Source organism: Ruegeria sp. AH12 (assembly GCF_056541465.1).
This window is the reverse complement of sequence record NZ_JBQFYL010000002.1, coordinates 252,280-272,952: the sequence shown is the minus strand read 5'-3', so window position 1 is coordinate 272,952 and position 20,673 is coordinate 252,280. Positions and strand designations below refer to the sequence as shown.

The window sequence follows — 20,673 nt, the reverse complement described above, 5'->3', positions numbered from 1 at the left end:
AAGCGGGCTTCTATCTGAACATTTGTTCAGATACGGTATATCTCATGGCACGTACCCAGGGTTCTCATTCCGACATCACAGGCCCGCGTATTCGCAGCGCGGCGCTCAGGCTTTTTGCCCGCCACGGCTATGCGGCGGTGTCGATGCGCCAGATCGCCAAAGAGGTCGGCGTGCAGGCCGGGGCGCTGTATAACTATACGCCGGATAAGCAGAGCCTGCTGTTCCGTCTGATGCGTGAGCATATGCAGGACCTGTTACAGGCCTATGCCGCGTTGAATTCATCCTCTGATCCGCAAGAGGCATTGCGTGGCTTTGTCGGCTTCCACATCCGTTTCCACCTGGAGCGCCCGGATGAGGTTTTCATCGCTTATATGGAGTTGCGCAACCTGACCCCTGAGAATTTTGCAGAGATTGAGGATTTGCGCCGAAGCTACGAGAACGCTGTGGAAAAGATCCTGCGTGATGGGCAGCAGGCCGGGCTTTTTGCCATTGCGGACACCAAGATCGCCACACTCGCTGTTATTGCGATGCTGAACGGTGTGATGACGTGGTATCGCGCAGGTGGGCGCTTGTCGCTTGATGAGGTCGAGCAGGTCTATTGGGACATGGTGCGCCGTGCGGTGACGGCCTGACGGGGATCAGGCCGCCCCATTGATCAATGCGCCGGACGAATGAAGGTTCCGTTGCGCAGTTCTTTGAATGCCTGTTCCAGCTCGGCCCGCGTGTTCATCACAATGGGCCCGTGCCAAGCGACAGGCTCATCAATTGGCGCGCCGGATATCAGCAGAAAACGTACACCTTCAGGCCCGGCCTGAACGGTGACCTCATCCCCTGTGCCAAAGCGCACCAGCGTACGATCCCCGGACATATCGCGGATGTTCACCTCTTCCCCGGCAACCTCTTTCTCGAGTAACACGCCGGTTGGCTGAGACGCATAGGCAAAGGCAGCTTGTCCTTGAAAGACATAGGCAAAAGCACGGCGATAGGTGTCTATGCGAAAGGTTTTTTTCACGCCGGCCGGTACCTGTATGTCCAAGTACTGAGGGTCTGCCGCGATGCCATCCACCGGGCCGGTTTTGCCCCAGAACTCTCCGACAATCACCCGCACGATTGTGCCGTCATCATCGATGACCTCGGGGATATCCTTGCTTTGCAAATCCTGATAGCGGGGCGCGGTCATTTTCTGGGCCGAGGGCAGGTTCCCCCAAAGCTGGAAACCGTGCATCTGGCCTGTGCTGTTTCCGTGTGGCATCTCCTGATGCAGAATACCGGACCCGGCGGTCATCCACTGCACATCGCCTGCGCCTAGCGAGCCGCTATTGCCCAACGAGTCGGAATGCTCAACCGTTCCGGCCAGCACATAGGTGATAGTTTCGATCCCGCGATGGGGATGCCACGGAAAACCGGCCTGATAGTCCTGTGGGCGTTCGTTGCGGAAGTCATCAAACAACAGAAACGGATCCAGCTCGGACGGATCCTGAAAGCCGAACGCGCGGTGTAGTTTGACGCCAGCGCCCTCCATTGTGGGCATGGCTTTGCGAGTTTCCAATGTGGGTCTCAGGGACATGGGTGCCTCCTATTCCTTTGCCCAGCATGTAACCTCCGCTTGGTTGCGGTCAATTCGCACGGATTCACCGGCTTTGTGCGATTTTGTTTAGAGGTTTCAGCCCCTGTTGTTCAGCGAAGAAAGCGGATAAACGAAGGCCCAGGCTGACAGGAGACAAGAATGCAGGACGAAGTACTGGCCACAATTGAGGCCTCAGCGCCAAGACGTTGGATCGGGGTTCTTATGCTTGGTACGGTTGGCGTTTTGGTTCTGTATGTCGCGCTGTCGACGCCGCCCGAGCTGGTCTGGCAGGTGTTTTTGATTGTTGTCGGTGGGGCGGCGCTGTGGCTGGCCTATAGTGTCTGGCAGGCGACCCAAGATCGTATTGAGCTGACGCGCACGGAACTGCGCACCGGGGCAGGGCGCCTAATAGCGCTTGTCGATGAGATTGAGGCTGTCGACCGGGGCGTGTTTGCCTTCAAACCTTCGAACGGGTTTCTGGTGCGTACGCGGGCAAAAACCTCGAACAGCTGGGCGCCGGGACTTTGGTGGCGCCTCGGACGCCGCGTTGGCGTAGGTGGCATGACCGCCGCCTCTGAGGCCAAGTTCATGTCAGAGATACTTTCGGCCCTGTTACTTGAAAGGGATGAGGCTTAGCAGTCGTCGGGATTGACCACCTTAAGATTGGTGAGCCCGCGCGGCTGTGTGAACATGAACTTGTTGATCGCAAAGGAATGATCCCCATAGCCGATCTTGAACGGGCGCGTGTACCAGTCTTTTGTTTCAACAAGGATCATCACCGCTCCGTCAGCCATCACGGGAATTCTGTCTTTGTACTCGGTAAACAGTGTTGCATTGTCCAGTTTCTCAAAGCTCTCTCCGCGCGGGCAGGTCCATTCTACGACATGACGATCATTATCCGCCTCATACTTGACCAGGGAGATCCGCATGGACACCGCTGAACGGTCCGAGATTAGGAATTTTTGAAGCTCGTACATATTTGTGATGTATTGCTTCGACATCGACGTGTGTTCACGAGAAATAATATCCGCAACCGCGTAAGCGGCCTTAAGATTTATGGCGCTTTGCCTGTAGCTGTCGAAGTATGTGTAGGAGGTCCACATCGACCAGAACAGAAGTGGGAAGACCATGACAGCTTCGATGCTGACCACACCGTCTTCCTTACGCCAAAAGCGACCAAGCCAGTTGGTGGCGTTACGGGGCAGGGATATGTTAAAACGGTTCATGGACAAACACCGTTGCTACGTGCAGTTCATACTGGTCATCAATAGGATCAAAGCGGGTCAAACGGCCCAAAGTGGTCCCGAAAAATAGCGGATCGATTTCCGCGCAAGCTCGAATGATCATCAACTTGTCTGACGTACCTAGATCAAAAAACGGCTCATCATCTTCGCCGCCACGAATGTCTTCGGGGGTGTCAACGCAATAAGGCTGTTGAAAACTGCCATTCAGAACCGTGTTCGCTGCGAAGGGATCGATCGAGGTCATTTCGATTGCCAGATTGTCAAAGCATTTCGGGATGGCACCGGCCTTATCACAAACGATTTGCTTCAACAGAGTATGTGTCCACTGCGCGCCAGGGGTTTGGTCATAAACCTCGATGCGGTTCATGCGTACATCCTGGATGGTTTCATCCAAGGCGCGTTCGAGGTTTGCGTGGTTGTAGGCCACGATGCCGATTTCGACGCCTGAATAGGTTGTGATCATGAAGATTGGGAACCAGAATACAAACTCGATCGTGGCCATGCCATCTTCATTGCGGCGAAACTGGCGCAGTTTTTGGGTCAGACGCCTAATCATTGGGTTAGCCTTAGATTCCGGATGCTGGCTGTGATCGAAGCAAAGACATCAGGCAGATCATCTGGGTTAGCTTCGTAGTAAGTCGCATCAGCTGTTTTGCAGTGTTGCATGATAGCGCGGCCTGCGGATGGCGCCTCCAAAGAGATCGTAAAGATCACGACACCCATTTGATCTTTTGCATAATCGCACATCGATCTTACGCGCGGGTCTTTAGTACTGCGGCCATTGGAAGAGACAGCATCATTGTAAAAATTGGTTCCCCAGCTATAGCCATAATAGTTGCGGAAATACTCACGTAGTTTACGGCGTGAGGTCTGCTCCCAGAGATCAGGCCAAGTTAGGTGCTTCGAAGGCTCTACATCCAGATCGTGATAGGTTTTGACCTGCTTTGTATCCCGGTCAAAGTTAACGCAATCGCCGGAAGAGGAGATCGAAAGGCAGCGATATTGGATGAATCCACGCACGTAGCTACCTTCCGGATTAACTGCCTCGGCCGCCTCCACGCTATCTACATTTTCATATTCAAGGGTAGCATTGTTAACAATGGTATTGCCATAACCGCTGGGTTGCAGCCGATCTCTGGCCCAGTAGAAGCGTTTCACTTCATCCCATTCAATCATGTCTACATTGCGCCAGATATAGTTGGTGCCAAACTCGATCGTAATCTCATCGTTTTCGTCGAGCTCAGCGTAGGATACATAGTCCTTAAGGCCTTCGTTCCACCAGACGCCTGATTTCCCATCGCGATAAGGATAGTTAGTCAGATATTGAGTTGTGTTCGCACCATCTGTCATCAGGATCATGACTTTTAGCGTGTCGCCGCTGCGCGGGTTGTCTGGACGCGTGGCGAACTCGGCTGGTACGTCACCGGCGGCTGCCATCTGGGCGATCACGGGCTGCATACTGTCATCAAGCAAGGCCATGCCCCACTTGACGCCCAGGTCAATCGATGTGTTGCCCGCCGCCTCGAACGACGCGATTTTGTCTTTCAGAAGATCAGCGTCTTTCTGGAAAACCATTGCTTGACGGTTCTCATCGGTCTCACAGATTTCGTTATACACCAGCACTTCGCCCTCTTTTGAACGCTGATCATAGGTGTACCATGGTGTGAAGTGCAGCGTGCGATCATAGACAAGGTTCAGATCAAATTCGCCGTCCTGGAACTGGCTGCTGGTAAAGTTGATGCAGTTCGCGTGCGGGTTCACACCAGACGTGCTGATATAGTCCATCATCGAGTCGGGCAGGGCAACCTGGGTCGCATAAGGGACGATCGAGATCGACATTTTGCCGTCTTCGGATTTGTCGACCATTTCCTGCACGAATTCCTGCGCGGCAAGCTTTAGGGTCGTCAGTCGGCTGTTGCTGTTCATCGAGCCCGAAACGTCAAGAACCATCGAGATTTCGACATTGCCCAGGGCTTCTTCAGCCGCGCTGAATACAGAGGTCGTGATGTAGTCTACATCCCACCACTGCATGAAGTGCATCGCCACGTCCATTTCCGCACGCGCCTGTACACGGCGGAAACCTTCGATGGTCACGGCACTCGAACCACACAGATTGGCAGGTTCAATAATAATTTCGTCCTCGATCAGATATTGGCCCAGGTTCTCTTTCTCGAGATAGTCTTTGATAACGACGGTCGGACAAAGATCCTGCCGAAGATCGGTGGCCGCAAGCACCGCACGGTCTAGGGAATATTGCAGTCGTGCACGTTCATGATCAAAGCGCTGGATATCCACCGCGAAACCACCGACCGCAAAAACGACCATAATTAGGCCCAAGGTAAAGATGGTCATCGTGCCATCTTCGGATCGGACGAAACTGTGCGACGGCAAACGACACGCGTCCGCTCGCTTTGATTTTCCCAGAATCGACTTCGCTTTAAATATCTTCATACCGCGTTCCTCTACCGGTCAGGCACACTGATTCCAGTCGTTCCCAACTTTAAATTTTTAGACGTGGAACGTGGCGAGATTTGGGCACCTTCGTCACTATGATGCTATTATTGAATGAAAATCGGCCTCAGTTTTGGGGTGTCGTGAGGCTTTGTTTCGTCCATGTGGACAATTTGGCCAAAAGTCTTAACCGGCCGACTCAGGGGCGGGCTCGGTAATCCTGCGTTCATAAAGTGATGAAAAAAGGTGCACTTGAAGATTGCAGCCCGCTGCAAGTGGTGCGACAAAACGTCATGACGTTTGTCAGTTCCCGGTATGGAGGATTTTATGACCGGTATCAAAGAACCCAGCTTTCGTGAAAGTGTTGATCTGATGTTCAACAGGGCGGCGTCCCTGATGGATTTGCCCCCGGGGCTGGAAGAGAAGATACGGGTCTGTAACGCCACCTACACAGTTCGCTTTGGTGTGCGCCTACGGGGCGACATCCATACCTTCACAGGCTATCGCTCGGTTCATTCCGAGCATATGGAGCCAGTGAAAGGCGGTATTCGCTATGCTTTGGCGGTGAACCAGGACGAGGTTGAAGCGCTGGCGGCGCTGATGACGTATAAATGCGCGCTGGTCGAAACGCCGTTTGGTGGTTCGAAAGGCGGGCTTTGCATCGATCCGAGAAAATACGAAGAGCATGAGTTGGAACAGATCACCCGTCGTTTCGCCTATGAACTGGCTAAGCGTGACCTGATCAACCCATCCCAGAACGTACCCGCACCTGACATGGGCACGGGCGAGCGTGAGATGGCATGGATGGCCGACCAATATGCACGGATGAACACGACCGATATCAATGCGCGGGCCTGTGTGACAGGCAAGCCCTTGAACGCTGGCGGGATCGCCGGGCGTGTCGAAGCCACTGGGCGCGGTATCCAATATGCGTTGCGTGAATTCTTCCGTCATCCCGAAGACGTGGCCAAGGCGGGCCTGTCCGGTAAGCTGGACGGCAAGCGCGTTGTGGTACAGGGGCTGGGCAATGTGGGTTATCACGCCGCTAAATTCCTGAGCGAAGAAGACGGCTCGACCATTGTGGGTATCATCGAATGGGATGGCGCGCTCTACAATCCCGACGGCATTGATGTCGAAGCGGTGCGCCAGTGGATCATCAAGCACGGCGGTGTCAAAGACTATCCAGATGCGACGCATTCGGCCGAGGGTGGCGCTGTGCTTGAGGCGGAGTGCGATATTCTGATCCCGGCGGCTTTGGAAGGCGTGATCAACCTTGAGAATGCTGAACGCATCAAGGCCCCGCTGATCATTGAGGCCGCGAATGGCCCCGTGACCGCAGGTGCGGATGAGATCCTGCGCAAGAAGGGTACGGTGATCATTCCGGACATGTATGCCAACGCCGGTGGTGTGACGGTGTCGTATTTTGAGTGGGTCAAGAACCTCAGCCATATTCGCTTTGGTCGGATGCAGCGGCGTCAGGAAGAAGCGCGGCATGAGCTGATCGTCAGCGAGCTGGAGCGGCTGGACCGCTATCTTGGTGACGCCTGGACCATGTCTCCGAACTTCAAAACCAAATATCTCAAAGGGGCGGATGAACTGGAGCTCGTCCGGTCTGGCCTAGATGACACGATGCGGATTGCTTACCAGTCGATGCGTGAAGTCTGGCATAGCCGCGATGATGTGGAGGATCTGCGAACTGCCGCCTATATCGTTGCGATTGACCGCGTGGCTAGCAGCTATAGGGCCAAAGGTCTCTGATACGATTTGGATGGGGCGGGTGTTTCGCCCCACCCATTCCTGTCTGCCCGAAATGGGCAATGGCAGGTCCGATGAAGGGCGGTTAAGCTGCGTCCAATTCAACGATTCCCCGGAGACCCCAATGTTGCGTATCGCTATCGCTGCCGCCGTTCTTGCCACACCTCTGGCTGCGGCAGAAACCAAGGAACAAAGCTGCCAGTATCAGGCGGACGTAGTGGCCGCGATCCAGCAAGCGCGGATTGATCGGGTGAAAGAGCGAGACGTACCACAAGCGGTCGCCGATAGCAGCCCCACTTGGCCCGAAAACTACAATGCAGCCGTCCCATTGATTACGCCGTGGGTGTATGAACAGAAGATGCGCGATGTTCGCAAAAAAGACCTTGGTGCGGCCTGGCTGGAGCTCTGTCTGCAGCAATAATCCACAGCCGGATCATTTCGCTGTGGAAAAGCGTGCCATCCCCTTGGCGCGCGTTTTCATTTCTGGCAGGTTTGATAGATGTCTTTGCCCCCCGGATTTCTGGATGAATTGCGCACCCGGCTCAGCCTGTCTCAGGTCGTCGGGCGCAAGGTCATGTGGGATCAGCGCAAGTCCAATCAGGGCAAAGGGGATATGTGGGCGCCATGCCCGTTCCATCATGAAAAAACCGCCTCATTCCATGTGGATGATCAGAAAGGGTACTACTACTGCTTTGGTTGCCATGCCAAAGGTGACGCCATCACCTTTGTAAGGGAAACTGAAAACGTATCCTTTATCGAAGCCGTTGAAATACTGGCGCAAGAGGCCGGGATGCCCATGCCCGAGCGCGATCCAAAAGCGCAGGAAAAGCAGGATCGCCGCGCAGAACTGGCCGAGGTGATGGAGCAGGCGGTGCAGTTCTTCCGTTTACAGCTGAAGACCGGAGCAGGTGGCTCGGCACGCGATTACTTGTCCGGTCGCGGGCTGGATGCACAGGCGTTGGACCGGTGGGAGATTGGGTTCGCTCCTGACGGCTGGCAAGCGCTGTGGGATCACCTGCGGGGAAAGAACGTAGCCGAGGATTTGATCCTGGACTCCGGGCTGGCCAAACCATCAAACAAGGGCAAGAAGCCCTATGATACGTTCCGCAACCGCATCATGTACCCGATCCGCGATCCGCGTGGGCGGTGTATCGCTTTTGGCGGTCGGGCGATGGACCCGAATGACAACGCCAAGTATCTGAATTCGCCCGAGACTGCGTTGTTCGACAAAGGTCGCAGCCTCTACAACCACGGCCCTGCGCGGCAAGCGGCGGGCAAGGGGCAGTCTTTGATTGTGGCCGAAGGCTACATGGATGTGATCGCGCTGGCCGAGGCCGGGTTCGGCGCGTCGGTGGCCCCTCTGGGTACTGCGATCACCGAACATCAGCTGCACTTGCTGTGGCGTATCTCGGACGAACCGATCATCGCGCTTGATGGGGATACGGCGGGCCTGCGTGCCGCGATGCGTGCGGTCGATCTGGCCCTGCCGTTGCTTGAGGCGGGTAAGTCGTTGCGATTTGCGCTGATGCCCGAGGGCAAAGACCCAGACGATCTATTACACGCCGAAGGGGCAGGGGCGGTGCAAAAGGTGCTGGATGGGGCCATTCCTATGGTCAAGTTGCTGTGGCAGCGTGAAACCGAAGGCAAGGTCTTTGACAGCCCGGAGCGCAAGGCCGCATTGGACAAGGTGCTGCGCGACAAGATCAAACTGATCCGCGACCCATCGATCCGCTCTCACTACGGGCAGGAAATCAAGGACCTGCGTTGGCAACTGTTCCGTCCGCAGCGTCAGCAGCAGAACCGCAACTGGCAACCGCGCGGCAAATGGCAACCGCCGAAACAGCCTGCGTCAGCGGGTGCAAGATCGTCGTTCCTTGCGTCCTCAGACAATGCCGATATCCACCTGCGCGAATCGGCCATTCTGGCTATCGCCATTCTGAACCCCCGGGTGGTGGTGCAGTTCGAAGCGCAGCTGGAAGACATGGACTGTCATGATCCCGATCACGCGGCGCTGCGTCAGGCCATTCTGCGCCATGCAATCAACGACCCCGACAACCTGAAAGACCACATCGTCGAAACTTTGGGGTCTGAGCCCCTTGAAAACCTTCTGGGCCTTCGCCATGTCGCTGTGATCCCCTGTGTGTTCAAACCAGGCGACGTTGAAAAGGCCCAGATGACGCTGGCCGAAGAACTCGCAAAGATCAAAGCGCTCCGGGGGCTGGATGCTGAGATTGCTGAAGCGACCGAGGAGATGTCCGACTTGGCTGACGAGTCATTGACGTATCGGGTGGGTCAGGCCGCCGAAGAGCGTAACCGCGCAAGCCGCAGCCAAAACGAGGACAAAGCCCTTTTCGACATTGCCGACAACGGCGCGCGAATCAACCGCGACGAGAAAGACGCGTTTGAGGCAATCATGTCCGGGATCAAATTCGAGCGGAAACGTCGATAAAGTGATGTTTTCATAAAGCACTGGAAAAGAAAAACAGGTAAACGGGTGGCCGAATCACTTTCACGCGCTAATGATTCGGTGCAAACGAATCACCCATCCCTGCAGGAGCATTGAATGGCCGCCAAGGATACGAACGAAGACCGCAAATCCGACGAGCAGGAACAGGAAATCTCGCTGGACATGAGCCAGGCCCAGGTCAAGAAGATGATCGCCGAGGCCCGCGAGAAAGGTTACATCACCTACGACCAGCTCAATCAGGTTCTGCCGCCTGATCAGGTCAGCTCGGAACAGATCGAAGACGTGATGTCGATGCTGTCCGAGATGGGCATCAACATCATCGAAGATGAAGAGGCCGAGGAAGAAGAAAACAAAGGCTCGACCGAACTGACCACCACGGAAAGCAACCGTGAGGTCGCGCTGGCCGGTGCTGCCACCGAAAAGCTGGACCGTACCGACGACCCCGTGCGCATGTACTTGCGCGAGATGGGCAGCGTCGAGTTGCTGAGCCGCGAGGGCGAGATTGCCATCGCCAAGCGGATCGAGGCCGGTCGGAACACCATGATCGCGGGTCTGTGCGAAAGCCCTCTGACCTTCCAGGCGATCACAATCTGGCATGACGAACTTTTGTCTGAAGACATTTTGCTGCGTGATGTCATCGATCTGGAAACCACCTTTGGCAACCAGATGGACGAGGACGGCGACGTTGAGGAACCCGTCGTTGATACCTCTGCGGTACAGGCTTCCAAGCCAAAAGAAGATACTGGCCCGGAACTGGATGCGGATGGCAACCCCATCGCCAGTGACGATGACGATGACGATGACGATCAGGCCAACATGTCGCTGGCCGCGATGGAAGCCGCGCTCAAGGATCAGGTTCTGACCACATTAGAGCGGATTTCGACCGATTTCGCTCAGCTGAGTGAGATGCAGGATAGCCGGATTTCGGCCACTCTGAACGAAGACGGCACGTTTAGTGCCAAGGACGAAGAGACCTATCAAAAGCTGCGCGCCGAGATTGTTGAGCTGGTGAACGGTCTTCACCTGCACAACAACCGGATCGAAGCGCTGATTGACCAGCTTTATGGCATCAACCGCCGCGTCATGTCGCTAGACAGCTCGATGGTGAAACTGGCCGACCAGGCCCGGATCAACCGTCGTGAGTTCATCGACGCCTATCGTGGGCGTGAACTGGATCCGAATTGGCTGACCGATATGGCCGAAAAGCCGGGTCGGGGTTGGCAGATGTTCATCGAACGCTCGACTGACAAGGTTGAAGAACTGCGCAACGATATGGCCCAGGTTGGTCAGTATGTCGGTCTGGACATCTCTGAATTCCGCCGCATCGTGCAGCAGGTTCAGAAGGGCGAGAAAGAGGCGCGGCAGGCCAAGAAGGAAATGGTCGAAGCCAACCTGCGTTTGGTCATCTCGATTGCCAAAAAGTACACGAACCGCGGCCTGCAATTCCTTGATCTTATTCAGGAAGGTAACATTGGCCTGATGAAAGCGGTGGACAAGTTCGAATACCGCCGGGGCTATAAGTTCTCGACCTATGCGACATGGTGGATTCGTCAGGCGATCACACGCTCCATCGCCGATCAGGCGCGGACCATCCGTATTCCGGTTCACATGATCGAGACGATCAACAAGCTGGTTCGGACCGGTCGCCAGATGCTGCACGAGATCGGCCGTGAGCCGACGCCGGAAGAACTGGCCGAGAAGCTGCAGATGCCGCTTGAGAAAGTGCGCAAGGTGATGAAAATCGCCAAAGAGCCGATCTCACTCGAAACGCCGATTGGCGACGAGGAAGACAGCCAGTTGGGCGATTTCATCGAGGACAAGAATGCCGTGCTGCCACTGGACAGCGCCATTCAGGAAAACCTCAAGGAAACGACTACTCGGGTTCTGGCCTCGCTCACCCCGCGTGAAGAACGCGTTCTGCGGATGCGCTTTGGTATCGGGATGAACACGGACCACACACTGGAAGAGGTGGGCCAGCAGTTCAGCGTTACGCGCGAACGTATCCGTCAGATCGAGGCGAAGGCGCTGCGGAAACTGAAACATCCCAGCCGGTCGCGAAAACTGCGATCTTTCCTGGATCAATAAAGTCAAAGGCGCCGAGCACACGGCGCCTTTTTTCTCTATCCGGCAGTTGCGTCCGGGCGGAAACTTCCGTCGTTCTTTCGTGTCGCATTGCCCACCGCCAGGATGCATGACACCTTTGCTTTGCTGGGTCCGACTGAAAGAAACCATCCTATGCAAGGCTCTGGAATTTCAAATGAATGGGATGTTGGAAACCTGATCGTCTTCGATGGGGAATGCGTTTTGTGTTCCAGTTTCTTTCGGTTCATGCTGCGGCACGACCGGGCGCAGGTATTTCAGTTTGCGACAGCGCAATCACCCTTGGGGCAAAGGCTGTACCGACAGCTTGATCTGCCGACACAGGATTTCGAGACCAATCTGGTGATCGTGAACCAGAGGGTGCATCAGCACCTGGATGCGTTTGCCGCGGCGATGGCGCAGCTATCGGTCCCTTGGCGCGCCCTGTCGCTCTGCCGTTACTGGCCGCGCTTCGTCAAAGACCCGCTCTATCACGCCATCGCGCGCAATCGCTATGCCATCTTTGGACGGGCAGACATCTGCATGATCCCGGATGCAGAGGTTCGGTCGCGTTTTGCGGCGCAGGGGTTCTGACGCGAATGGACCCGTTTCTGCAGGCGTTGCCGCCGCAATCAGACCTGCCGCAGGCGATGCGGACCTTGCACAGTGACCCGGGCGTTTACGAAGGGCGCTGTGATATCCTGCCGGGGCAGGGGCGTTTAGTGGGCATTTTGCTGAACCTTGCCGGGTTTCCTCGGGCCGGGCATGACGTACCGGTTCGGGTGACGGTGGTACGTGATGGCCAATATTGGCTTTGGATTCGCGATTTTGCGGGCCATGTCACGCGCTCTCGCCTGTGCTACGACCCTAAGACGGGGTGCCTGCGAGAGAGGTTCGGCCTTGTGTCCATCTGGCTGAAACCTTTGATTGTAGAGGACAAGTTGCAGATCGACATCCAACGTTTGACTTTGTTAAGGCTGCCTATACCGACCATTCTTTTGCCGCGCTCGTCGACGTTCGAGATGCAGGATGATCGGGGAAGGTACGTCTTTGATGTGTCCGCTGAGGCCCCGTTTCTTGGGCTGCTGATCCGCTATCACGGCTGGCTGACGCCTGTTCACGACGCAGATGAAATCAACTAAATTGATCGTGAACCCAGCAGCTATTGGCCCACCGGGGCCTATCTTAAGCCCATAGGCAACAACGAAAAGATAAAACGATGAAACAGACGATCTTATTTGCACTATCGGTGGCTGCGACCCTTGGCTTGGCGGCACAGACAAGTGCGGCGCCGAACGGGTATCGGACTGAGCCGATCAATAGCACCGATTTCGAAGTCATTCCGCGCGCTCAGCAATTCACAGACGGTTATTGGTGCGCGGCGGCGGATTTCGCGCGCCGAAAACTGGGCTTGGGCTGGCAAGACCGCATCTATGTTCTGCGCGGGTATGGCCCCAGCGTAACGACAGGGCGCAAGACAGCCGTTCAGTTTACGATCAAAGAGCCGTCAGAGACCCCAGTACAACCCAGTTTTGTCTTATCAAGCTTTGCAGCAGGTTCCAGCATGTCCGTCCAAGGGGCAAATGCGAAATGCGATATCCGCCCGTTCTTTAGATAGTAAGGCGGGAACCAGAAGAGATGCAGACTGAATTCAAGATCCAAACCCAAGGATCAGGGCTTTATGAATTCACCAATGATGTGCATCGCTGGCTTGGCCCATCTTTGAAGGATGGCGTTCTGACACTGTTCGTGCGCCATACTTCATGTTCGCTGCTGATACAGGAAAACGCTGACCCCGAGGTTCAGACCGATCTGAAAGCTTTTTTCGAAAGGCTGGTGCCACCATCGGATCATCCGGCGATGTCCTATCTGCGCCATACTTATGAAGGGCCAGATGACATGCCCGCGCATATCAAATCCGCACTTATGCTCGTCTCATTGTCGATCCCGGTCTCAGCGGGTCGCATGTGTCTTGGGACATGGCAGGGGATTTACTTGTTCGAACACCGCTCTGCACCGCATCGTCGCTTGGTCGCAGCGCATCTTGGGTAACCCTTTATCTAGGGGTTGAAAATTCCGACTACCCAAATCCTAGCGGCTGCCCTATAGTTGTGGATAAGTAAGCCGAAGTGCTTACAAAAGAGGCCGAACAAGGGACGAGGAGACGGCGGATGCGCTGCCCGTTTTGCGGAAATATCGACACTCAGGTGAAAGATTCACGCCCGGCAGAGGATCACGTCGCGATCCGCCGACGCCGGTTTTGCCCGGCCTGCGGGGGCCGGTTTACCACCTACGAACGCGTGCAACTGCGCGATCTTGTGGTGATCAAGACCAACGGAAAGCGCGAAGATTTCGACCGCGACAAGCTGGAGCGTTCGATCCGTATCTCGATGCAGAAACGACCCGTTGATCCTGAACGGATCGATCAGATGATCTCGGGCATCGTACGCCGGCTGGAAAGTATGGGCGACACTGATATTCCATCCAACAAAATCGGCGAGATCGTCATGGAAGCTCTGGCGCGGATCGACACCGTTGCCTATGTTCGCTTTGCAAGCGTGTACAAGAATTTCCAGGCGGCCGATGATTTCGAGGAGTTTGTCCACGAGTTGCGCCCGCCGCAACCTCCGACGGACGAGTGAGCGAAACGGATAAGCGATTTATGGCGCTGGCCTTGTCACTGGGGCAGCGCGGCCAGGGGTCATGCTGGCCCAACCCGGCTGTCGGGTGCGTTATCGTGCGCGAAGGGCGCATTGTTGGGCGGGGCTGGACCCAACCGGGCGGGCGTCCACACGCCGAACCTGTTGCATTGGCGCAGGCCGGATCGGCCGCCAAAGGCGCCACGGCCTATGTGACGCTGGAACCTTGTTCCCATCATGGCAAAACCCCCCCCTGCGCGACCGCTTTGATCGAGGCCGGGGTGTCGCGTGTCGTGGCCGCGCTTGAGGACAGCGATCCGCGTGTGTCTGGGCAGGGTTTCGCGATGCTGCGTGAGGCCGGGATCGAGGTCGATATAGGTGTTCTGGCCGATCAGGCCGCGCAGGATTTGGCCGGTTTTTTTCTGAAAACGGAACAGAGCCGTCCCTTTGTCACCCTGAAACTGGCCAGCAGTTTTGATGGGCGGATTGCAACGCAAACCGGTCATAGCCAGTGGATCACGGGCCCAACCGCCCGCCGCGCTGTGCACGCAATGCGCGCGCGCCATGATGCGGTGATGGTTGGCGCAGGGACGGCGCGTGCGGATGACCCCTCGCTGACCGTGCGGGATTTGGGCGTCTTACATCAGCCTGCACGGATTGTCGTATCGCGACATCTGGATTTACCTCTGATGGGCCAATTGGCACGCACGGCTAAGGATATTCCCGTCTGGATATGCCATGGCCCAAGCCCCGATCCGGATCGCGCTCGCACGTGGGAAGGGCTTGGCGCTCGGCTGATCCCTTGCGCGCTGCGGGATCACCATATCGATGCCACAGATTTGTTACAGCAGTTGGGTCAGGCCGGTCTAACGCGGGTGTTCTGCGAGGGCGGTGCGGCCCTTGCCGCATCACTGCTTGAGGCGGATATGGTGGATGAACTGGTCGGTTTCACAGCTGGTCTGACCATCGGCGCCGAAGGGCTTGCTGCGGTCGGCCGATTGGGTCTTGAGACACTTGAGGCCGCGCCACGGTTTGAACTGATCGAAACGCGCAGGATTGGTCCGGATATCCTGCACCGCTGGCAACGATCCACACAGTGACTCAGCGCCACAAGCGCGCATGCGTGGCAAAAACACCCTGCAGCTTTGACAGCAGCCGGTTAAGTGGACCTGTTTTTGCCGGTACTCCGTTTGCCAGACGTTCAACCGCGACTTCGACGGGGCAGGGTTCACCTGTCAGCGGGTCCATATAGCGCGGATAATCGATGAGTGTGGCGTGGACCAGCCCCATCAACGGTGGCCGCGCACCGCGACGCGCAGGAACTGTGCCCAAATCATGGGTCAGACCCCATCCAGCATAAAACGGTGCACCCAAGGTCGTGACCTTGACCCCACGCAGCAGGGCCTCGAACCCAATCAACGAGGTCATGGTCCAGACCTCTTGCACATGTGGCAGCAGCGAGGCCGGATCGCAATCGTCCAGAACCAGATCGGCCAGACCTTCAGCTTCGATCCTTCCCTCTCGCAGCCCCGCCTGAACATCTGGGTGGGGTTTGTAGATTAACACAGCGTCCGGGTGCGCCTCCCTCGCGGCGCGCAGCAGTTCAAGATTGGTGCGAATGTTGCTGGTGCCCAATAGGATTGAGGCGTCATCCTCCACCTGTCCAGGCACCAGAATGCGATACCCCTCGGGCAAAGTCGGAACAGGTTGTCCGATGTTGTATTTGCTGAGACCACCCGAGAGCAACTGCGCCACCAAATGCTCTGCTCGCAGCTCCTGATCCGGGCGTAATGTCTCGCGTTGGGCAATCAGTTCTTCCAAACGGCTCGGACGCGTGGGGTCATAGTAAATTCCCAGATCATCGGTCACCAGCGACAGGGGGGGGATCAGCTCTGCGCCCAACCCGCGTGAACGCAGAAAACCGTCTTCGACACGAATGACCCCTTCGGCATCTCGCGATTGACTGGCCCAGACCATATGCGGTCGATCAGGGGCGGTGGGCATAGTGGTTTTGAATTGAAGCTTGCGATGTCTGCCGAACATCTGCTGCAAATGCTTGCGCTTCCAAAGCCGCATGCCCGAAGCTGTCCAGCCAAACCGATCCTGACGCCAGGCGCGGGTCGTGGCCTCCAGCGTGTCCAGAACAGTTTCCAACTCGCACAACCTATCCCGATAAAGGTCGTACCACTTGGGATACAGCAGCATGGCCGCTGCAAATAGTTGCGCGCGCGTTAGGTTCCGGGATCGGCGCGGGATCGGCACCTCATCCTGGGTCAAACCCCAGCCGGCATAAAAGGGCTGCCCGAAAACGCGGGGTTTGTGACCGGCCAGGATTGCCTCGAACCCGAGTTGCGAGGACAGCGTGTAAACCCCAACCGCACCATCCAACAGAGTCCACGGGCTGTGCGCATCGTGCAAGAACGAGACACGATCGGAGAGGTCCTGATCGCTGAAGTATCCCGGACGATGGCCCGCTTGGGTCTCAGGATGGGCCTTGATCAGGATGCGCGCGCCCGGGTTCTCCTCCTGCGCGATCACCAGCATTTCGCGGAACCGGGCATAGTCGCCTCCGCTCGCCGTAACGGCGGCATCACCCTGCGTTTGATCAACGACCAGAACATATCCGGGATCAGGCGCCGCGATCTCAGTGTCAAAAGCCGAGTACTTGCTGAGATGCAGGTCCTTTATCCGCGCAATAGCACCGCGTGCGCGGTTTAGCAGCGCCGTATCGTCCAGCGGATGTGTCGTCAGCAGCGTTTCAAGGTCCGATGGGGCGGACGGGTCGAAATGCAGGCCGGTTTGATCCAGTAGTAACCCCAAAGGTGCCTCGCCCGCGCGCCCGGGATGGAGAGAGCGTAGAAACGCGTCTTCGACCCTCAGGATCGGGGTGCCGTATTTTTCGGCCATGCTCAGGCCGCGATGGGCGGTTGGGCTGTTGCCCCAGACCCCAACGGTATCGCCCTGTTTGGGCAGGCCCAGGCGAATGTCATAGTCGGCAAGCGACAGGATGCGCCGTATGCGACGGTTGGTCAGAAATCCCCCATTATACACAAACAGCCGGGTGCGATTTGCCCCGGCTGCGGTGTCCGTTTCTGGATACACGGGTTAGTTTCCGGTCAGTGTAGCGACGTTTGCGACCGGGGTCAGGCCACCCGCGATGAGCGAGATCGACTTGCTCCACTGTGCATAGGGGGCTTCGGTCACATAGATCGTGTCATCATCGCGGATGACAAAGTCACGGGCGATGAACAAACCGTTGGGTGCGGTTAGATTCAGCAGGTAGATCATGCGCTGATCCCCTTGCAATTCCGCACGACCTGTTACGCTGCGGGCGATGTCCTGACCTTCTTTCCGAAGGATGAAAATCCCTGTCGGGTCGGAAGAGAGACCTTGCAAACCACCCACCTGCGCCAGCGCTTCCAGCGCCGATAGATCCTGACTGTCAAACGCAATCCGCGATTGCCCACCCGTCGCACCCAGCGCGATGTAAGAGCGGCTGTCAGCCTCAACCAGGATGCGGTCACCACCGCGCAGGGCGACATCCAGATTGGGATTTTTGAACAGGTCTTCGTACCAAACAGTGCCTTTCTGGTCTCCTCGGATCAGGGTCACCAGTGCGATGTCCGATCCAACGGCTACTCCCCCCGCCTGGGACAACATACCCAGCAAGGTGCGAGTCGGACGTTCGATCGGGTAAATACCGGGCGCGCCGATTGTGCCAGTCAGCGAAACCGTCGAACCGTCACCGGCAACGCGGCGCACTTCGACTTGTGGATCAGGGGTCTGTTCTTTCAGCTCGTTTGTGATCAGCACACGCAATTGTTCGGGCGTATTGCCCGCCGCGCGTAAGCGCCCGGCATAAGGGACGAAAATGAACCCGTCACTGTCGACCTGAACCTCTTCCAAGGCGGTGGCGGCACCGGTTTCGCCCGACAGCAAGCCATCATCCACGTTTTCCCAAACCGTCAGGCCCAGAACGTCACCGGGGCGCACGGTATCTGCCGCGACACTCGATGCGCTGCGGAAGGATGAGGAAAACCCAAATTGCGGGATGCTGGACGTGGCTTTGGTGACGCGGTCATCCACTTCGACCACGAAGGCGTTACCACCGTTTTCGACCGATCCGGCCAAAATCTCTGATTTATTCGGTCCGGATTTGGGAAGCTGGCACGCGGCAATCAGGCCGCAAAGAGCCAAAAGGGTAACTCCCCGTCGTGCTCGGGTAGGAAAGCGCTGCACTGCCTCTGATCCTCAAACTTCTTTTTTGTTGGGGGCAAACTACCCCGATTGGGCAGCAACATCCAGCAGAGGATGCCTTATTTCATTCGACAAGTCGCAACTGTGGCGTGCGTGCCTCGTTGTTTTTCAACACCGCCTGATAGGGGTCATGAGCACGCAGGACCATATCTGCCGCGCGTCGCAGCAATTGCCGGCGTCCCCGTCGCGAATAGAATCCGCCGGGAACTTGGCTGGTTTCAAGAAGGAACTGACGGTAGATGCGATAGGCTTTTGCATCCGGCATTTCGGGGTCGGCAAAAAACTCTTCAATCGGCTGCTGAGAGACAAATTCGGGCTTACCGTACACTGATTTGCCGAAAATCCGCAGCGGAATGCCCCGCCACAGTACCTGCTGACCTGCGGTTGAATTGATGGTGACAGCCGAGTTCGCCTCATCCAGCAATTTGGCCAGTTTGCCACCGGGGACATAATGAACACGCCCTTCGATCCCGTACTTGCGGCACAGGTCGCGAACCTGGCGGCGCAGCGGTTCGCGGTGGTTTTCCAGCGGGTGTTCTTTGATCACCAACCGGTGATGGCCCGGTGCGCCCTTGGCGAAACCTTCGACCATCTGTTCCAGAAACGCGCTCATACTGTTGTAGTCGGAATGCGATTGGACCGAGCTGTCGTGACCCAGTTGAAGCAGTACCAAATGGTATGGGAACGCGCCGCGGCGTACCCGCAAAGTGGACCAGCCGCGCTGGAGTCGGTGAAACGGCATCAGGGCCAAGCGCTTGAAATACAGTTTGAATTCCTTCGCGACCGAAAGATCGCGATGCGGGCGGAAGTTGCGGTAGCCGCGGTTCATAAACAGAACGAACCAATGGTACAGCGCGCCATAAAAGATGTGCTGGCGCATATCCCCCCAATGCGAGGGCGGAGGCGGAGATGCCGTATCAGACTGCTCGAGCGCCTGATGCATATCGGTGACATCCAGTGACATCAGTTGAGAGTTTCCGTTGGACCCCCAACGCTCATAAGTCACCCACCAGGGTCGCAGATACCCTTCCTCGAAGACATGGATCGTTATGCCGCGGGATCGCGCGATTTCAACAGCACGGGCATGAACCGGGCGTGTGTCACCGTATAGAACGATATCGGTTACGTGCTTGCGGATGATCAGATCGATCAGCGTTTCGGGCCAAAGCTCTGGCTTGTCGCGGAACGGAATATAGGTGGATGTGTCAGACCAGAACGCCCGATCCCCGGCATTGAACCCGACCCGCCAGACCTGAGCGCCGGCCTCTTGCATCATACGCCCAAGCGCGCTGAAGAATGGGCCATGTGGCCCCTGTAGGAACAGAAAGACGCGATCGCTTGATGGGGTGGCGGAGTGGGTCATCCTCGTCATCTTATCCAATCTTTTGGGCGAAACTATGCCTGATTGCCTCAGTTTTTTACTCATTTGTGCCTTAATTTAGCTGCCGGTCCTTGCCCGCGCGCGGTGAAGGTCGTACCTCAGCCAGAGAAGTTAGGATCAGGTTAGGGATCGAGGGTTAACAGAATGTTTACGGGGATCGTCACGGATATCGGCACCGTTACCGAGTTAGAGCAGCAAGGCGATCTGCGGGCACGCATTCAGACAGCCTATGAGACAGATGGCATTGATATCGGTGCGTCGATTGCCAGCGACGGTGTCTGCCTGACAGTGATTGCTCTGGGCGATGACTGGTATGACGTGCAAGTCAGTGCCGAGACGGTGTCAAAAACAAATCTAGGCAGTTGGAAGGTTGGAAAACGCGTTAATCTAGAACGCGCTCTGAAGGTTGGTGACGAACTGGGTGGCCATATCGTTTCAGGCCATGTGGACGGTGTCGCCGAAGTCGTTGCGGTTCAGGATGAGGGCGACAGCACGCGGGTGACACTGCGTGCGCCCAAGGAATTGGCCCGTTTCATTGCCCCCAAGGGCTCGGTTGCGCTGAACGGTACATCCTTGACCGTGAACGATGTCAAAGGGTGCGATTTCGGCATCAACTTTATCCCCCATACCAAAGAAGTAACCACCTGGGGTGACGTCACCGTTGGGGATCAGGTCAACCTTGAGATCGACACGCTGGCCCGCTATGTCGCGCGCCTGGCCGAGATGTCCTGAGGCAAATATACGTCGCGTCCTGACCTACGCACGCCGTTTGCGCTCTGGCCTTTGGGCGCGGTGTGGTCTATCCCGCGTTGCAGAAATGCTCTTGTGAAAGG

Annotated in this window: 20 protein-coding genes; 13 read left to right on the top strand and 7 right to left on the bottom strand. The window is 56.6% G+C overall.

What is annotated here, in order from left to right; genetic code table 11:
• Positions 1 to 44: 44 nt before the first annotated feature.
• Positions 45 to 632, top strand: a complete 588-nt coding sequence (locus tag ACR0EL_RS05430; RefSeq protein ID WP_480498781.1) for a TetR/AcrR family transcriptional regulator — start codon at positions 45 to 47, stop codon at positions 630 to 632.
• A 23-nt stretch (positions 633 to 655) separates the two neighbouring features.
• On the opposite strand, the gene ACR0EL_RS05425 is transcribed toward ACR0EL_RS05430, so the two are convergent.
• On the bottom strand, positions 656 to 1,567 hold the full coding sequence (locus ACR0EL_RS05425) for a pirin family protein (RefSeq protein WP_480498780.1): 912 nt from the start codon (positions 1,565 to 1,567) through the stop codon (positions 656 to 658).
• A 159-nt stretch (positions 1,568 to 1,726) separates the two neighbouring features.
• Here ACR0EL_RS05425 and ACR0EL_RS05420 point away from each other — a divergent pair, with 159 nt between their 5' ends.
• Complete coding sequence (locus ACR0EL_RS05420) at positions 1,727 to 2,203, top strand: hypothetical protein (protein WP_480498779.1); 477 nt, start codon at positions 1,727 to 1,729, stop codon at positions 2,201 to 2,203.
• Here the strand turns inward: ACR0EL_RS05420 and ACR0EL_RS05415 are convergent.
• The 3 genes from ACR0EL_RS05415 to ACR0EL_RS05405 are packed head-to-tail and all read right to left on the bottom strand — an operon-like array spanning position 2,200 to position 5,163.
• Positions 2,200 to 2,793 (bottom strand): TadE/TadG family type IV pilus assembly protein, encoded by a 594-nt coding sequence (locus ACR0EL_RS05415; protein WP_480498778.1) that lies wholly within the window; start codon positions 2,791 to 2,793, stop codon positions 2,200 to 2,202. The two genes, ACR0EL_RS05420 and ACR0EL_RS05415, sit on opposite strands and share 4 nt — an antisense overlap.
• Positions 2,780 to 3,367 carry a TadE/TadG family type IV pilus assembly protein gene (locus ACR0EL_RS05410; RefSeq protein ID WP_480498777.1) on the bottom strand — a complete coding sequence of 196 codons (588 nt, stop codon included), beginning with the start codon at positions 3,365 to 3,367 and terminating at the stop codon, positions 2,780 to 2,782. The genes ACR0EL_RS05415 and ACR0EL_RS05410 overlap by 14 nt, the downstream gene beginning before the upstream one ends.
• Complete coding sequence (locus ACR0EL_RS05405; protein WP_480498776.1) at positions 3,364 to 5,163, bottom strand: Tad domain-containing protein; 1,800 nt, start codon at positions 5,161 to 5,163, stop codon at positions 3,364 to 3,366. The genes ACR0EL_RS05410 and ACR0EL_RS05405 overlap by 4 nt, the downstream gene beginning before the upstream one ends.
• Before the next feature lie 426 nt (positions 5,164 to 5,589).
• On the opposite strand from ACR0EL_RS05405, the gene ACR0EL_RS05400 reads away from it, so the two are divergent.
• From ACR0EL_RS05400 to ribD, 10 genes are all read left to right on the top strand, one after another.
• The gene (locus tag ACR0EL_RS05400; protein ID WP_480498775.1) at positions 5,590 to 7,020 is read left to right on the top strand and encodes a Glu/Leu/Phe/Val family dehydrogenase; all 1,431 of its coding nucleotides are present in this window, start codon (positions 5,590 to 5,592) and stop codon (positions 7,018 to 7,020) included.
• 121 nt (positions 7,021 to 7,141) lie between these two features.
• Positions 7,142 to 7,438: a hypothetical protein gene (locus ACR0EL_RS05395; RefSeq protein WP_353007999.1), complete on the top strand. Its 297-nt coding sequence runs from the start codon at positions 7,142 to 7,144 to the stop codon at positions 7,436 to 7,438.
• A 78-nt stretch (positions 7,439 to 7,516) separates the two neighbouring features.
• A complete protein-coding gene (gene dnaG / locus ACR0EL_RS05390) occupies positions 7,517 to 9,466 on the top strand; it encodes a DNA primase (RefSeq protein ID WP_480498774.1) in 1,950 nt (649 codons plus the stop codon).
• Positions 9,467 to 9,580: 114 nt separating this feature from the next.
• On the top strand, positions 9,581 to 11,569 hold the full coding sequence (gene rpoD, locus ACR0EL_RS05385) for an RNA polymerase sigma factor RpoD (protein ID WP_480498773.1): 1,989 nt from the start codon (positions 9,581 to 9,583) through the stop codon (positions 11,567 to 11,569).
• 150 nt (positions 11,570 to 11,719) lie between these two features.
• On the top strand, positions 11,720 to 12,157 hold the full coding sequence (locus ACR0EL_RS05380; RefSeq protein ID WP_480498772.1) for a thiol-disulfide oxidoreductase DCC family protein: 438 nt from the start codon (positions 11,720 to 11,722) through the stop codon (positions 12,155 to 12,157).
• A gap of 5 nt (positions 12,158 to 12,162) precedes the next feature.
• Entirely contained in the window at positions 12,163 to 12,705 is a 543-nt protein-coding gene (locus tag ACR0EL_RS05375; protein WP_480498771.1) for a DUF4166 domain-containing protein, read from the top strand.
• Between the two features lie 77 nt (positions 12,706 to 12,782).
• Positions 12,783 to 13,181 (top strand): hypothetical protein, encoded by a 399-nt coding sequence (locus tag ACR0EL_RS05370; protein ID WP_480498770.1) that lies wholly within the window; start codon positions 12,783 to 12,785, stop codon positions 13,179 to 13,181.
• A gap of 20 nt (positions 13,182 to 13,201) precedes the next feature.
• A complete protein-coding gene (locus ACR0EL_RS05365; RefSeq protein ID WP_480498769.1) occupies positions 13,202 to 13,615 on the top strand; it encodes a secondary thiamine-phosphate synthase enzyme YjbQ in 414 nt (137 codons plus the stop codon).
• Positions 13,616 to 13,734: 119 nt separating this feature from the next.
• On the top strand, positions 13,735 to 14,205 hold the full coding sequence (gene nrdR, locus ACR0EL_RS05360; RefSeq protein ID WP_050602693.1) for a transcriptional regulator NrdR: 471 nt from the start codon (positions 13,735 to 13,737) through the stop codon (positions 14,203 to 14,205).
• A complete protein-coding gene (ribD, locus tag ACR0EL_RS05355; protein WP_480498768.1) occupies positions 14,202 to 15,302 on the top strand; it encodes a bifunctional diaminohydroxyphosphoribosylaminopyrimidine deaminase/5-amino-6-(5-phosphoribosylamino)uracil reductase RibD in 1,101 nt (366 codons plus the stop codon). Before nrdR ends, ribD begins: the two co-directional genes overlap by 4 nt.
• Before the next feature lies 1 nt (position 15,303).
• Here ribD and ACR0EL_RS05350 read toward each other — a convergent pair whose 3' ends face one another.
• From ACR0EL_RS05350 to ACR0EL_RS05340, 3 genes are all read right to left on the bottom strand, one after another.
• On the bottom strand, positions 15,304 to 17,304 hold the full coding sequence (locus tag ACR0EL_RS05350; RefSeq protein WP_480498767.1) for a capsular polysaccharide biosynthesis protein: 2,001 nt from the start codon (positions 17,302 to 17,304) through the stop codon (positions 15,304 to 15,306).
• A gap of 3 nt (positions 17,305 to 17,307) precedes the next feature.
• Positions 17,308 to 18,441, bottom strand: coding sequence for a polysaccharide biosynthesis/export family protein (locus tag ACR0EL_RS05345; protein WP_480498766.1), 1,134 nt, complete (start codon positions 18,439 to 18,441; stop codon positions 17,308 to 17,310).
• Between the two features lie 82 nt (positions 18,442 to 18,523).
• Positions 18,524 to 19,822, bottom strand: coding sequence for a capsule biosynthesis protein (locus tag ACR0EL_RS05340; RefSeq protein ID WP_480498765.1), 1,299 nt, complete (start codon positions 19,820 to 19,822; stop codon positions 18,524 to 18,526).
• 162 nt (positions 19,823 to 19,984) lie between these two features.
• Between ACR0EL_RS05340 and ACR0EL_RS05335 the strand changes: the two genes are divergently transcribed.
• Entirely contained in the window at positions 19,985 to 20,572 is a 588-nt protein-coding gene (locus ACR0EL_RS05335) for a riboflavin synthase (protein WP_480498764.1), read from the top strand.
• Positions 20,573 to 20,673 lie beyond the last annotated feature (101 nt).

Coding starts and splice junctions, on each gene's coding strand:
- ACR0EL_RS05380 (WP_480498772.1), top strand. CDS start 11,720: ATGCAAGGCTCTGGAATTTCAAATGAATGGGATGTTGGAAACCTGATC.
- ACR0EL_RS05415 (WP_480498778.1), bottom strand. CDS start 2,793: ATGAACCGTTTTAACATATCCCTGCCCCGTAACGCCACCAACTGGCTT.
- ACR0EL_RS05395 (WP_353007999.1), top strand. CDS start 7,142: ATGTTGCGTATCGCTATCGCTGCCGCCGTTCTTGCCACACCTCTGGCT.
- ACR0EL_RS05375 (WP_480498771.1), top strand. CDS start 12,163: ATGGACCCGTTTCTGCAGGCGTTGCCGCCGCAATCAGACCTGCCGCAG.
- ACR0EL_RS05400 (WP_480498775.1), top strand. CDS start 5,590: ATGACCGGTATCAAAGAACCCAGCTTTCGTGAAAGTGTTGATCTGATG.
- ACR0EL_RS05335 (WP_480498764.1), top strand. CDS start 19,985: ATGTTTACGGGGATCGTCACGGATATCGGCACCGTTACCGAGTTAGAG.
- ACR0EL_RS05340 (WP_480498765.1), bottom strand. CDS start 19,822: ATGACCCACTCCGCCACCCCATCAAGCGATCGCGTCTTTCTGTTCCTA.
- ACR0EL_RS05420 (WP_480498779.1), top strand. CDS start 1,727: ATGCAGGACGAAGTACTGGCCACAATTGAGGCCTCAGCGCCAAGACGT.
- ACR0EL_RS05425 (WP_480498780.1), bottom strand. CDS start 1,567: ATGTCCCTGAGACCCACATTGGAAACTCGCAAAGCCATGCCCACAATG.
- ACR0EL_RS05430 (WP_480498781.1), top strand. CDS start 45: ATGGCACGTACCCAGGGTTCTCATTCCGACATCACAGGCCCGCGTATT.
- ACR0EL_RS05370 (WP_480498770.1), top strand. CDS start 12,783: ATGAAACAGACGATCTTATTTGCACTATCGGTGGCTGCGACCCTTGGC.
- ACR0EL_RS05365 (WP_480498769.1), top strand. CDS start 13,202: ATGCAGACTGAATTCAAGATCCAAACCCAAGGATCAGGGCTTTATGAA.
- ACR0EL_RS05410 (WP_480498777.1), bottom strand. CDS start 3,367: ATGATTAGGCGTCTGACCCAAAAACTGCGCCAGTTTCGCCGCAATGAA.
- dnaG (WP_480498774.1), top strand. CDS start 7,517: ATGTCTTTGCCCCCCGGATTTCTGGATGAATTGCGCACCCGGCTCAGC.
- ACR0EL_RS05405 (WP_480498776.1), bottom strand. CDS start 5,163: ATGACCATCTTTACCTTGGGCCTAATTATGGTCGTTTTTGCGGTCGGT.
- rpoD (WP_480498773.1), top strand. CDS start 9,581: ATGGCCGCCAAGGATACGAACGAAGACCGCAAATCCGACGAGCAGGAA.
- nrdR (WP_050602693.1), top strand. CDS start 13,735: ATGCGCTGCCCGTTTTGCGGAAATATCGACACTCAGGTGAAAGATTCA.